At 71.5% G+C, this 13,211-nt stretch carries 13 protein-coding genes; 10 read left to right on the plus strand and 3 right to left on the minus strand.

Features of this window, described 5'->3' with window-relative positions; translation table 11 throughout:
• Positions 1–34: 34 nt before the first annotated feature.
• Positions 35–1,129, plus strand: a complete 1,095-nt coding sequence (locus tag O7617_RS12675; RefSeq protein WP_282263689.1) for a PLP-dependent aminotransferase family protein — start codon at positions 35–37, stop codon at positions 1,127–1,129.
• 329 nt (positions 1,130–1,458) lie between these two features.
• The gene (gene corA / locus O7617_RS12680) at positions 1,459–2,607 is read left to right on the plus strand and encodes a magnesium/cobalt transporter CorA (protein WP_282263690.1); all 1,149 of its coding nucleotides are present in this window, start codon (positions 1,459–1,461) and stop codon (positions 2,605–2,607) included.
• A gap of 93 nt (positions 2,608–2,700) precedes the next feature.
• Here the strand turns inward: corA and O7617_RS12685 are convergent, their stop codons facing one another.
• Complete coding sequence (locus O7617_RS12685) at positions 2,701–3,477, minus strand: hypothetical protein (protein ID WP_282263691.1); 777 nt, start codon at positions 3,475–3,477, stop codon at positions 2,701–2,703.
• 84 nt (positions 3,478–3,561) lie between these two features.
• Between O7617_RS12685 and O7617_RS12690 the strand changes: the two genes are divergently transcribed.
• Together O7617_RS12690 and O7617_RS12695 are read left to right on the plus strand one after the other, a co-directional pair.
• A complete protein-coding gene (locus O7617_RS12690; RefSeq protein WP_088987147.1) occupies positions 3,562–4,092 on the plus strand; it encodes a peptidylprolyl isomerase in 531 nt (176 codons plus the stop codon).
• A gap of 100 nt (positions 4,093–4,192) precedes the next feature.
• Entirely contained in the window at positions 4,193–5,104 is a 912-nt protein-coding gene (locus O7617_RS12695; RefSeq protein WP_282263693.1) for a rhomboid family intramembrane serine protease, read from the plus strand.
• 4 nt (positions 5,105–5,108) lie between these two features.
• Here the strand turns inward: O7617_RS12695 and O7617_RS12700 are convergent, their stop codons facing one another.
• Positions 5,109–5,537 (minus strand): PH domain-containing protein, encoded by a 429-nt coding sequence (locus O7617_RS12700; protein WP_282263695.1) that lies wholly within the window; start codon positions 5,535–5,537, stop codon positions 5,109–5,111.
• A gap of 188 nt (positions 5,538–5,725) precedes the next feature.
• Here O7617_RS12700 and O7617_RS12705 point away from each other — a divergent pair, with 188 nt between their 5' ends.
• The 6 genes from O7617_RS12705 to O7617_RS12730 all read left to right on the plus strand — a co-directional run bounded on the left by O7617_RS12705 (position 5,726) and on the right by O7617_RS12730 (position 11,485).
• The gene (locus O7617_RS12705; RefSeq protein WP_282263697.1) at positions 5,726–6,898 is read left to right on the plus strand and encodes an acetyl-CoA C-acyltransferase; all 1,173 of its coding nucleotides are present in this window, start codon (positions 5,726–5,728) and stop codon (positions 6,896–6,898) included.
• 56 nt (positions 6,899–6,954) lie between these two features.
• Entirely contained in the window at positions 6,955–7,968 is a 1,014-nt protein-coding gene (locus tag O7617_RS12710; protein ID WP_282263698.1) for a phosphotransferase, read from the plus strand.
• Positions 7,969–8,079: 111 nt separating this feature from the next.
• Positions 8,080–8,592 (plus strand): hypothetical protein, encoded by a 513-nt coding sequence (locus O7617_RS12715; RefSeq protein ID WP_282263700.1) that lies wholly within the window; start codon positions 8,080–8,082, stop codon positions 8,590–8,592.
• A gap of 91 nt (positions 8,593–8,683) precedes the next feature.
• Positions 8,684–9,376, plus strand: coding sequence for a response regulator transcription factor (locus O7617_RS12720; protein ID WP_282263702.1), 693 nt, complete (start codon positions 8,684–8,686; stop codon positions 9,374–9,376).
• 28 nt (positions 9,377–9,404) lie between these two features.
• Positions 9,405–10,835, plus strand: a complete 1,431-nt coding sequence (locus tag O7617_RS12725; RefSeq protein ID WP_282264722.1) for a HAMP domain-containing sensor histidine kinase — start codon at positions 9,405–9,407, stop codon at positions 10,833–10,835.
• Between the two features lie 56 nt (positions 10,836–10,891).
• A complete protein-coding gene (locus O7617_RS12730; protein ID WP_282263703.1) occupies positions 10,892–11,485 on the plus strand; it encodes a hypothetical protein in 594 nt (197 codons plus the stop codon).
• A 40-nt stretch (positions 11,486–11,525) separates the two neighbouring features.
• Here the strand turns inward: O7617_RS12730 and O7617_RS12735 are convergent, their stop codons facing one another.
• Positions 11,526–13,127: a ricin-type beta-trefoil lectin domain protein gene (locus O7617_RS12735; RefSeq protein ID WP_282263704.1), complete on the minus strand. Its 1,602-nt coding sequence runs from the start codon at positions 13,125–13,127 to the stop codon at positions 11,526–11,528.
• Positions 13,128–13,211 lie beyond the last annotated feature (84 nt).

Raw genomic sequence — 13,211 nt, forward strand, 5'->3', positions numbered from 1 at the left:
GCGCCCCCCGCCGCCGCCCGTACGCTCAATATCCATGACCGCCGAGCAGCTGATCTCCTTTGCCCGTGGGGCCCCCTCGCTGGACATCGTCGATGTCGAGGGGCTCAAGGCCGCCGCCGTCCGCGCCTTCGACGCCGACCCCGCCGGGGTGACGGCCTACGGCACCTCCGTCGGCTACGTTCCGCTGCGAAAGTGGATCGCCGAGAAGCACGGCGTCGAAGCCAACCAGGTGCTGGTCACCAACGGGTCGCTCCAGGCCGACGCGTTCCTCTTCGACCACCTGGTCCGCCCCGGCGACGCGGTGGTGGTGGAACGCCCGACGTACGACCGGACGTTGCTCAACCTCCAGCGGATGGGCGGTGAGCTGCACGGCATCTCGGTCCAGCCGGACGGCCTCGACACGGCCGAGCTGCGCAAGCTGCTGGAGTCCGGGGTCCGCCCCCGGCTCGCGCACGTGATCCCGAACTACCAGAACCCGGCCGGCATGACCCTCTCGCTGGAGAAGCGTCGGGAGTTGCTGGACCTGGCGGCCGAGTACGAGTTCACCATCTTCGAGGACGACCCGTACGCGGACATCCGCTTCCGTGGCGAGGCGCTGCCGTCGATGCTCTCGTTGGACACCCGCAACGTGGTGGTGCACGCGTCGAGCTTCACCAAGACGGTGTGCCCGGGTGTTCGGGTCGGATACCTGGTCGGTCCGGCCGACCTGATCGCCGACATCGCCAAGAACGCGACAAGCCTCTACATCTCGCCCGGGATGGTGTCGCAGGCGATCGTGCACCAGTTCTGCGTCTCCGGTGACATCGACCGCTCGATCGAGACGGTACGCGCGGCGTTGGGTGAGCGGGCCCGGGTGCTCGCCGAGTCGTTGCGCCGGCACCTGCCGCAGGCGCGGTTCGTGGAGCCCGACGGTGGCTACTTCCTCTGGGTGGAGTTCCCGGAGGACGTGCTGGTCGACCGGCTCGCCCCGGCCGCCGCCGAGCGCGGGGTCGCCGTGGTCAAGGGCAGCGATTTCGTGCTGGACGGTGGGCGGCACGCCCTTCGGCTGGCCTTCTCGGCGGTGACCGCCGACCGGATCGACGAGGGCGTCCGCCGTCTCGCGGACGCCGTCGAGGCCGTCCGCAGCTGAATCAACTGTCGGGTTCCTGACAGAACGACGATGCCGGCCGCCCCGGGGCTCCCGCCCGGGCGGCCGGCGGCCCACAATGCTGCGAGCATCATTCGTGTTTCGTCGCGGAGATCACCCCAGCCCTCCGGGCCGGCCGCGACCCGAGTGACGCGGCAGCACAACCTCCCGCCCCCACGGGTGCCGGGTGGGCCGTGTCGTCCCCGCACACCCCCCGATGCGGCCCGGCCCGCCCGGCACCACCCCACCGGCCTACGCGACCGCCGTCACACGTTTCCTCGACCGCGGTCGGCGTAGCCTGCAAGCCGCAGCTGAGCGCGGGAGGTGACGCGATGACGGATCGGACAGAGCGGGACCGGACGGCACCGTCGAGCACCGGTCGGGTGTTGCGACCCCGGGCGTGGCCCTCCCCGGTCCGGGCGATGACCCGGATCCTGCAGACCGACGGCGCGCCACCGGCGCCGACCCCCACCGGCACCGGTCGCAGCTCGGTGGTCGACTGCGCGCTCTACGTCGACGGTAAGCGGCAACCCGGCGACTGGACGTACGCGGAGGCCCTCACCGCGGCCCGACGCGAGGAACACGGCTTCGTCTGGATCGGTCTGCACCAGCCGGAGTTGGCCGAGATGACCGCGATCGCGGAGACCTACGGTCTGCACGAGCTGGCCGTCGAGGACGCCGTCAAGGCCGAGCAGCGTCCCAAGCTGGAGCGGTTCGGTGAGGTCGTCTTCCTGGTGCTGCGTACCGCCCGGTACTGCGAGCACGCCGAGCTGACCGAGAACTCCGAGGTCGTGGAGACCGGCCAGGTGATGCTCTTCATCGGCCCGAACTTCGTGATCAGTGTCCGGCACGGCGACGCCTGCCGGCTCGCCCCGATCCGCGCCGACCTGGAGACCAAGCATGATCTGCTGCTGCACGGCCCGTGGGCGGTGGCGTACGGGGTGACCGACCGGGTGGTGGACCTCTACCTGGAGGTGGCCGAGCAGATCGAGGACGACCTGGACGTGCTGGAGGCCGAGGTCTTCGACCGGCACGGCCACGGGCGGATCCAGCGGATCTACCAGATGAAGCGGGAACTGGTGGAGTTCAAGCGGGCGGTGGTGCCGTTGCAGCGGCCGATGATGACGCTGACCTCGCAGGTCAACCGGGACGTGCCCAAGGAGATTCGGCGTTACTTCCGGGACGTGCAGGACCACCTCAGCCGCACCGTGGAGCAGGTCAACTCCTACGACGACCTGCTGAACTCGATCCTCCAGGCGCGGTTGGCCCAGGTCACCGTCGACCAGAACAACGACATGCGCAAGATCGCCGCCTGGGCGGCGATCGCCGCGGTCTGGACCTCCATCGCCGGCGTCGAGGGCATGAACTTCGACAACATGCCCGAGCTGAAGATGACGTACGGCTATCCGGTCGCTCTCGCCCTCATGCTCGGCGTCTCGCTGGCCCTCTACCGCTGGTTCCGCCGCAACGGCTGGCTCTGACCGCGACGCGGAAGCGCCGCGACAGCGCCCGACGCGGAAGCGCCGACGCGCGGAGTGATCCGCGCGCCGGCGCCCGATGCTCTGCCGCTGCCGTCAGCGACGGCCGTTGGTGCGGGCGGTGTCCTTGCCCAGGGCCTTCGTGAGGTCGTCGGTCGGCCGACCGGAGACGTCAGTGGCGCCCTCGGCGACCGACGGGACCTTGTCGGTCGGGCGGATGCCGGTCTGCTTGGCCGGGCTGGTGGTGCCGGCGCTGGTGCCGCCGGTCACCGCCGAGCTGCCCGCACCGGTCATCCCCGCCGCGCCGGCCATGGCGGACCCGTCGCCTCCCTTGGCAGTGGACGGGGTGCGTACCTCGATCGAGTCGACCTCGTCGCGCATCGGCTCCAGGGAGCGGGTCGGGTCGTACTCGGCCCACTCCTGCTGCTCCCGGCGACGACGGAGCGCGACCGCGCCGGCCAGGCCGGCGACGACACCCGCCGCCAACAGGCCGGTCATCATCGAGCCGCGACGGCGCGGCTGCTTCTTCTTACCGGTGATCCGCATGGTCTTCGACTTGGCCTTCCTGGTCAGCGGCCCTGCCTGCGCGGCGCCGTCTCGGGCCGCCGCGGCCAGCGGCGCCAGCGTGGTGAGTGTCGTCCCCCAGCCGGTCGACGCGCGGTCGCGCACCTTCGCGGCGGTCGGTGCCACGTAGCCCCGGGCCACCTGGACCCGAGGGCCGACGGTCGCGCCGGCACCCTTGGCGGCGTGGTTGGCTGCCTGCATCAGGTGGCTGATGCTCTGGTTCAGCTCGGCCTTCGCCAGCTGCCCCTGGGACTTGCGCCGCCCGAATCCAAACACGGTCCTACCTCCTGGGAGTTGTTCCTTCGTCATCCTCCACCTTCGGATGCCTCCGCGATGCCAGATCGGGCACATGGGAGGATCCGCATGGAACTGACCAACGAGTGAGGAGTACCCGTGGCCGAGGCTGTCTACGCCACCCTGCACACCAACGCTGGCCCGATCCGGCTGGAGCTCTTCCCGAACCACGCGCCGAAGACGGTCCGCAACTTCATCGACCTGGCCGAGGGCAACCGGGAGTACACCGACCCGCGCACCGGTCAGCCGGGCAGCGGACCGTACTACGACGGCACCATCTCGCACCGCGTGATCAGCGGGTTCATGGTCCAGATGGGCGACCCGACCGGCACCGGCCGGGGTGGGCCGGGCTACAAGTTCGCCGACGAGTTCCACCCGGAGCTGCGCTTCGACCGGCCCTACCTGCTGGCGATGGCGAACGCCGGACCGGGCACCAACGGTTCGCAGTTCTTCATCACCGTGTCGCCGACGCCGCACCTGAACAACCGGCACACCATCTTCGGGCAGGTCGCCGACGAGCAGTCGGTGAAGGTCGTCGACTCGATCGCGAACACCCCGACCGGCCCGAGCGACCGTCCGCTGCAGGACGTCGTCATCGAGCGGGTCGAGATCGAGCGGTCTGCTGCCTGACCGACCGGCGAGGTACCTTTGCTCGCATGATTGAGCGCTCCGGAGCACCGCACCGGCCGGTGCCGGTGGTTCGCGCGGCGGTGGACGGCGGGTCGACCCGGTGAGCGAGTCGCCGCCGACCACCCCGGTCTGCTACCGCCACCCCGGCCGGGAGACCTACGTCCGGTGCACCCGCTGCGACCGGCCGATCTGCCCGGAGTGCATGCGGGAGGCGTCGGTCGGGCACCAGTGCCCGGAGTGCGTCAACGAGGGTCGTCGCAGTGTCCGGCCGGCGCGCACCGCCTTCGGTGGCGGTGCGGCCGGCCGGCACGGCTACGTCACCAAGGGCATCATCGCCCTGAACGTGCTGCTCATGCTGCTCTCCATCGCCTCCGACCGGGGTGGGGACGCGGCGGTGGGCGGTTCCGGCTTCGGTGGCCTGATGGGTGGCAGCACCCCGCTGACCAACTGGGGTTCGGTGCTCGGGCTCGCGGTCTTCCCCGACGGCACGATCAACGGCATCGCCGAGGGTCAGTGGTACCGGCTGGTCACCGCGATGTTCCTGCACTACGGCGTGATCCACCTGCTGCTCAACATGTGGGCGCTGTGGGTGCTCGGCCGGTCGTTGGAGGCCAACCTCGGGCCGCTGCGCTTCGGCGCGCTCTACCTGATCGGTGGGCTCGGCGGCAACGTGGCCGCGTACCTGTTCAGCGCCCAGAACTCGGCCACCGCCGGGGCGTCCACTGCGGTCTTCGGCCTCTTCGCCGCGCTGATCATCATCGAGCGGAAGATGGGTCGGGACATCTCCCAGGTGATCCCGATCCTGGTGATCAACCTGGTGTTCACGTTGACCGTGCCGGGCATCTCGATCCCCGGGCACCTGGGCGGTCTGCTGGTCGGCGCGCTGATGGCGTTGGTGCTGGCCTACGCACCACGCGGTCGGCGCACGCTGGTCCAGGCCGCCGGTGGAGCGATCATCCTGCTGGTCCTGCTCGTCCTGGTCCTGGTCCGCACCGCCTACCTGCTCGGTTGACCGGTCACGGCTTCGGGCGGACGGCACGAAGCTCGGCGGCCACGTCCTCCGGGGTGGTGCCCAGATCGAATCGGCCGAAGAGGTGCAGCGAGTCACCGGTGTCGATCTCCAGGACCTCGGACGTCAGCCCGAACCGCGGTCGACGGTCCACGGTGATCGCCTCGACAGCCGTCCAGGGCAGCAGCCGGTGGCCGGCGAACCCGTGGATGACGCTGAGCCCGGTCGGATCGACAGCCAGCCGAACCGGCGCGATCAGGTCGCGTACCGCCCAGCCGGCCAGGACGGCGGCGGTCAGAATGGACAGCACCAGCCGGACGGCGTCGCCGTCGGCGAAGAGCAACCCGAGTGCGATCAGCAGCACGGCACCGGCCAGTTTCGCCGCCGGCAGGCTCGACGGCACCCGCCACTGCCGGGATCGGGTGATGTCATCCACCCACCCAGCATGCCAGCGGCCCTCCCGCCGCCGTCGATCATGGAGTTGTGGCGCCCCACATATGGTGCGAAGCGGGGAACTTCCCCCACCACAACTCCCTGATCGACGCCGGAAGGAGGGCTGGGCGACGGCGCCGCAGGGGGATGGGGACGTAGGATCGGGGCAGCCTAAGTTACCGGGGAGTAAAGATGAGTGACGCGGTCATCGTCGGCGCGGTGCGTACCCCGGTCGGGCGGCGTAAGGGCAGCCTCGCCGGTGTCCACCCGGTCGATCTCTCGGCGCACGTGCTGCGTGCCCTCGCCGAGCGCACCGGGCTCGACCCGGCCCAGGTCGACGACGTCTTCTGGGGCTGCGTGTCCCAGGTCGGCGAGCAGTCGTGGAACATCGCCCGCAACGGGGTGCTCGCCGCCGGCTGGCCCGAGTCGGTGCCCGGCACGACACTGGACCGGCAGTGCGGCTCCAGCCAGCAGGCCCTGCACTTCGCGGCCGCGACGGTGCTCTCCGGCCAGGCTGACCTGGTGGTCGCCGGTGGAGTGGAGTCGATGACCCGGGTGCCGATGGGTTCCAGTGTGGCCGGTGGCATGCCGTTCAGCGACCAGCTCCGGGCCCGGTACCGGGGTGTCGAGGGCTTCGCCGACGACGCGCCCCTGCCGTTCAACCAGGGCGTCGGGGCCGAACTGATCGCCCAGCGGTGGCGTCTCACGCGTACGCAGCTCGATGAGTTCGCGCTGGCCAGCCACGAGAAGGCGGCCGCCGCGCAGGACGCGGGGGCGTTCGACCCGGAGCTGACCCCGGTGCCGCTCGGCGACGGGGGCAAGTTCGCCGTCGACGAGGGCATCCGCCGGGACACGACGTTGGGCAAACTCGCCGAACTGGCCACCCCGTTCCGCGCCGACGGCGTGGTGACCGCCGGGTCCGCGTCACAGATCTCCGACGGCGCCGCGGCGCTCGCGGTGACCACCTCCGACTGGGCCAGCCGGCACGGCCTGCGCCCGCTGGCCCGGATCCACACCGCCGTGGTCGCCGCCGACGACCCGGTCACCATGCTCACCGCGCCCATCCCGGCCACCGCGAAGGCGCTGCGCCGCGCGGGGCTGGGCATCGAGGAGATCGGGGTGTACGAGGTGAACGAGGCGTTCGCCCCGGTGCCGCTGGCGTGGTTGGCGGAGACCGAGGCGGACCCGGAGCGGTTGAACCCGCGCGGTGGGGCGATCGCCCTCGGCCACCCGCTCGGCGGCTCCGGTGCCCGGATCATGACCACCATGCTCCAGCACATGCGGGACAACGGGATCCGCTACGGCCTGCAGACCATGTGCGAGGGGGGCGGCATGGCCAACGCCACGATCGTCGAGCTGATCTGACACCGGTCCGGAAAACGCCTCGCCCCGGCCGGAGTTTGCGGCCTAGGGTGCCCAGCGTGACGACGACCGCTGCTGAGCGTGCCCCGGACTGGTCCAGCGAGCAGTGGCAGGTGCGGGCCCGCACCTGGGTGGACGCGCAGCTGAACAGCGCCGGTCGACGGGTGACCGGGTTGGTGGAGCCTCGGGTGCGTCCGTGGTCGCTGGTGTGGCGGGTGCCCACCGACGACGGCCCGGTCTGGTTCAAGGCCAACAATCCGGGCACCGTGCACGAGGCCGTGCTGGTCGAGACGCTCGCCGAATCGACGCCGGACCGGGTGCTGACGCCGATCGCGGTGGACCGGGAGCAGGGCTGGTCGTTGCTGCCCGACGGTGGTGAGTCGTTACGCGACGTGCTGCTCCGCGACCCCGATCTGGCGCACTGGGAGCGGGCGCTCCCCGGCTACGCGGCACTGCAACTGGCGAGCGCGCCGCGCGCCGACGAGCTGGTCGCCCTGGGCGTGCCGGATCAGCGTCCGGAGGTGCTGGCCGCCCTCTTCGCCGAGCTGCTCGACGATCGTGCGGCGCTGCTGGTCGGTGCCGAGGGCGGGCTCAGCCCCGACGTGTACGAGCGGTTGCGGGCGGAGGTGCCGTCGTACGCCCAGCGGTGCCGGCGGCTCGCCGACATCGGCATCCCGGCGACCGTGCAACACGACGACCTGCACGACGGCAACGTCTTCGCCGGCGACGCCGGTTACCGCTACTTCGACTGGGGCGACGCGTCGGTGGCGCACCCGTTCGGCACGCTGCTGGTGACCCTGCGCTCCGTCGCGTACGCCAAGAAGCTGGCCGTCGACGACGCCGGGCTGGTCCGGCTGCGCGACGCCTACCTGGAGGCGTGGACGGACAGCTACGACCGCCGGACCCTGGTGGAGGCCGCCGACCTCGCGATCGGCCTGGGCCCGGTGGGCCGGTCGCTGTCCTGGCGTCGGGCCCTGGACACGCCGGACGAGTCGCGAGCCGAATACGCCAACGCGGTCCCCGGGTGGCTGGAGGAGTTGTTCGCCGCCAGCCCTCTTCAGCCCACCTCCTGACCACGATCCGTCCGAGTCGGAAGTCGGACAGCCAGTGCGGCAAGCGGCGTGGAACTTCCAAAATTCCGCCGTGACCCACGTCACCGCGTCGGGGACGTCGTTGGGCAGGTCATGGACGTCTTCTCCCGAACGTTCCTTCCGGCCGCCGCCGAGGCTGGCCTGGCCGTGCAGACCGTGAGCCGGCACATGCCGGTCTTCCGGCGCTGCGTCGGCTCCGGTGACGCCACCATCCTGGTCACCCGTTGCAGCCGCCCCGACCGTCCGGTCACCGGCGACTACCTGCTGCTGCTCACCCACCGTCGGCTGGTCGTGACCCAGCAGACCCGACTCCTGCACCGACTGCGCCTGCACCTCAACACCGAGTTGCGGGAGTTGAGCAACGTGACCTGGAGCCCGGACCCACGACTGCAGTGCGTCGAGTTGGCGGCCACCGCGATCGACGGGATCCGCGAGCGGTTCCTCATCCGAACCAGCCACCCGAAGCGGGTGTGGCAGCTCGACGCGTTGCTCAACCACGCGTTCCGGACCCGCCTGCGGGCGCCCCGGGAGCGCGTCGTCGCCACCATCAGCGACATACCGGCCTCCGCGCGGCCCAGTGCGTTCCGTCCGGCCCCGGTGAGCTGACCGGCCCCCACCGGGCCGCCTTGCGTCGCTCTTACCCAACCCGAACACGCATCGATCGCGCCGGGCCCACCGGGTCGGCAATCATGGGTCGGTGACCGTCGAACCGCCGCACCGTGGGCTCGTCCTCGTGGTCGAGGACGAACCGGCCATCGCCGACCTGGTCCGGCTCTATCTGACCCGGGACGGGTTCGGCGTCCACCTGGAACGCGACGGTGCCGCCGGTCTGAGCGCGGCCCGTCGGCTACGCCCGGTGGCCTGCGTGCTGGACATCGCGCTGCCGGGCCTGCCCGGCACCGAGATCTGTCGTCAGCTGCGGGAGGCCGGTGACTGGACCCCCGTCATCTTCCTCACCGCCCGCGACGACGAGGTGGATCGGATCGTCGGCCTGGAGTTGGGTGCCGACGACTACGTGACCAAGCCGTTCAGCCCCCGGGAGTTGGTGGCCCGGGTGCGGGCGGTGCTGCGCCGCTCCGCCGGTGGCCCCGAGGGCGCGGACCGGCCGCGCGTCGTCGGCCCGGTGACGCTCGACCCCGCCCGCCGGACGGTCAGCGCCGCCGGGACACCGGTGCAGCTCACCTCCACCGAGTTCGACCTGCTGGCCCATCTGATGGCCCGGCCCGGTCGGGTCTTCACCAGGGAGGAGTTGCTGGCCGGGGTCTGGGGGTACGCCGCCCACGCCGGCACCCGCACCGTGGACGTCCACGTCGCCCAGGTGCGGGCGAAGCTCGGCCCGGCCAGCGTGATCCGCACCCATCGCGGCGTCGGGTACGCGGTCGATGCCTGACCGTCCCGAGCGCGTCGAGTCGCCCACCATGGCGCTCCCGGTGGTCGCCGCCCGCCCATCGGCCGAACCCCGGCGGGTCCGCTTCGGCCGTACGCTGACCGCCCGGGCGGTCCTCGTGACGTGCGCGGTGGCGCTGGTGTCGGTGCTGGTCACCGCGATCGTGGCGGTGCCGTTGGCGATTCGCGGAGCGGAGCAGCGAGACCAGGACGCGCTCGCCGCCCAGGCCCGGCTCGCCGCCGAGGTGCTACGGACCCGCCTGGACCGGGGGCGCGGCACCGACGAGGAGCGGCTCATCCAACAACTGCGTAACCAGGGTATCGACGCGTACCTGATCCGGCGCGGGACGGTCGACCGGCCGGGCCTGCCACCCCGGGTGGTGCAGCGGATCGGGCAGGGCCGCAACGTGTCGGTCCGACGCGTCGTCAACGGGAAACGTGCCCTGGTCGAAGGTCGGGCGCTGCCCAACGGCAACGGCGTGGTGCTGTCCCGTCCGTCGTCGGACGGGCTGTGGGCCCAGGTGCTGCGCAGCCTCTGGTTGCCGCTCCTGGCCGGGCTGGCCGCCGGTGTGGCGGCCGGTCTGCTGCTGGCCCGCCGGCTGGCCCGGCCGATCCGCGTCGCGGCCACCGCCGCCGCCCGGCTCCGCGCCGGGGACCGCGCCGTCCGGGTGCCGGTCGAGTCACCGGACGAGGTCGCCGACCTGGCCGAGGCGCTGAACGGCCTGGCCGGCGCACTGGCCACCAGTGAGGGACGACAGCGGGAGTTCCTGCTGTCCGTCTCGCACGAGTTGCGCACCCCGCTGACCGCGATCCGGGGGTACGCCGAGGCGCTCGCCGACGGCGTGCTCGGCACGGACGACACGGTCGACACCGGTCGGACGATGCTTGTCGAGGCCCAACACCTGGACCGGCTCATCGGGGACCTGCTGGCGCTGGCCCGGTTGGAGGCGGCGGACTTCCCCCTCGAACCGGTGTCGGTGGACCTGACCCGGTTGGCGGTGGACGCGGAACCGACCTGGTCCGGCCGGTGTGCCGCGGTGGGGGTGCCGTTCCGGTTGGAGACGACCGGTCTGCCGGTGCCCGCGTACACCGATCCGGGTCGGATCCGGCAGGTGCTGGACGGGTTGCTGGAGAACGCGCTGCGGGTCGTACCCCCGGGGTCGCCCGTGGTGCTCGCGGTCCGGCCGGCGGGCGCGGACCCGGCCGACGGCGGTGTGCTGGAGATCCGCGACGGCGGGCCCGGCTTCACCGACGACGACCTGGCGGTGGCGTTCGAGCGCGGTGCCCTGCACGAGCGGTACCGGGGAGTGCGCAAGGTGGGCAGCGGGTTGGGGTTGGCGCTGGCCGCCGGCCTGGTCCGGCGGCTGGGCGGGGAGATCGCCGCCGGGCACGCGCCGGAGGGCGGCGCCGCCTTCACGGTCCGGCTGCCCGGTGATCCTTACCTGACCCGAACATCGGCCTGACGCTCCGCTCGTCGTTCCCGGGGAGGCTGAGGGCTCCACGGACGAGAGGGAACGTCATGTCACGTTGGGGATTCGCCACCGGCACCACGGCACTGGTCGCCGTGTTCGCGTTGAGCGGTTGCGGTGCGGCCGAGGTGGCCGGCCAGCCCGCCCGGGAGGCGGCCGTCGAGGTCGCCGCCGCCATGGGCGTCGAGGGGCAGGCGCTGACCGCGATGGGGTTCGACGCCGACGACCTGGACGTGCTGACCGTCGCCGCACCGGCCACCCCGACGCCCGGTGCCTCCCCCACCGCCCAGGAGAAGGCCCGGGAGAAGCGCGGTGAGGAGTGGCGCAAGCGCCGCCAGGCGCGGGTGCTGCTGCGCAAGAACACCCTGCACGGTGAGGCGGTGGTGAAGACCAAGGACGGCGGTACGCAGACCGTGGCCGTGCAGCGCGGGGCGGTGACCGCGATCGACGGCGATTCGATGACCGTCAAGTCCACCGACGGCTTCACCATGACCTGGACCTTCGGCGAGGACCTGCGGGTCGTCGAGCGGCGCGCCACGGTGCAGCCGAGTGAGGTGAAGGTCGGCGCGACGGTCGGTGTCGCCGGCGCGAAGGACGGCGACAAGGGCGTGGCCCGACTCGTGCTCATCCCCCGCGCGAAGTGAGCGAGAGGGGCCCTGGCCGACGCCGGGGCCCCCTCGTTCGTCAGTACACGCGCGACCCGATGAAGTCGTCGTGACCGTAACCGACCGGGTTGGCGGCGGTACGGGCCTCGAACGACCACTGCTGCCGGGTGCTGCTTCCGCAGTTCGCCAACCGCAGGCGGGAGCCGCCCAGCAACGGGTTGTCGAACGCCACGCAGAGGTTGCTCGCGGCGGCCGGCTTGATCTGGTTGCCGGAGAAGACGAACTGCTGGGCCCCGGTGCCGTTGCAGTCGTAGATGTTCACCGCGGTGCCGGCGGTCATCGAGCTGTTGGAGACGTCCAGGCAGCGGTCGTGGGACAGCTCCGAGTGCAGCGAACGCCGGGTCGAGTCGTACCAGAAGCCCTGGTTACGCCCACCGTGACAGGAGTACGGCTGTTGCACGGTGCCGTTGCGTGAGTCGTACCCCTTGCCGTCGACGCAGGTGCCGGTGGCCAGGTTGCGCAGTTGCCTGAAGTCCAGCAGGCCCGGGTAGAGCACGCCGCTGCCGGTGCTCGCCGGGTCGACGCAGCTGGCCCGGTCCTGGCCGGAGTTCCAGAACTGGGTGATGCACTGGGCGAACATGCCGTGCCCACGGGCGTTGGGGTGGAACGACTGGCGGGCGGCGTTCTCGTTCCAGATGCCCACCTCGATGTAGAGGCCGCGTACCGAGGTGTTGTCGGTGCACACCTCGTGCCCGTGGAAGAGTCGGCTGGCGTCCAGGTAGCGGGTGCCGGTGTTCGCGGCGGCCGACCGCAGCGCCGACTCGAACAGCGGCACCGCCTTGTTCCGGGCGAACGCCGCGTCGGCCAGGTAGAGCAGACAACCGCCGGAGTACCAACCCGGGAAGTTCGGGTTGTCCTCCACGTCGGGGCTGCCCGGGCTCGGGTACGACATCAGCACCAGCTCGTAGTCCGACCGCAGGTAGCCGGCCTTCGTCATGGTCTGCCGGATGTCGTTGAGCGCCGATTCGACGGCCTGCCGGCTGCCGTCGGTGCGGATCGTCCACTGGTCGGTGTAGGTGGGGTAGCAGGGCCCCTGGAAGAAGACCCGGCGGACGGCGCAGTCGGTGGCGACCGGCCCGAACTGGATGGTCCCGTCCCCGTTGGCGCCGACCACCACCCAGATCAGCTTCACGTGCGTGTTGCGCGCCTTGATGCCCAGGTAGTCGCCCTGGTTCAGCTCGTTGTGCTGGGTCGGGCCGCCGGCGATCAGGTTCCACGGGGTGGCACCGGAGCAGGCGATGTTGTACTGCGCGTCCGACGTGATGCCGGTGCGGAACACCGCCTGGTCGTACGAGCGGTCGCACCAGTTGCCGTCCTGGTGGGTGCCGGGGACGTAGTTGCCGACCCCTTCGCCGGAGATCTCGCTGTCGCCCATGGTGACCAGCGCGGTGCGGCGTTGTTCGATCGGGCGGATCGCCGGGCTGCCGTAGAGGGCGGTGGCCTCGGCGGCCCGGATGGCCTCGAGGTTGGCGGGGAGTGGTTGGACGGTCGGCCGGTCGGCGGCGGTGGCGGGGGTGGCCGGTCCGGCGAGCATCGGGAGGACGAGCGCGGCGACGGAGACGGCGACGGTGAGGGCCCGTCGTCGGGTCGCGCGTTCGGGCCTGGTGGGGGTTGCAGGCATCGACGCACTCCTTTCGGCTCAGTCGCGGGACGTCGACTGAGTTACCAGACGGTAACGTGCGGATCAATAGATGTGAATGCGCCT

Origin of the sequence: Micromonospora sp. WMMD1155 (genome assembly GCF_029581275.1) — a bacterium.
In the GTDB taxonomy this organism is placed as follows: Bacteria; Actinomycetota; Actinomycetes; order Mycobacteriales; family Micromonosporaceae; genus Micromonospora.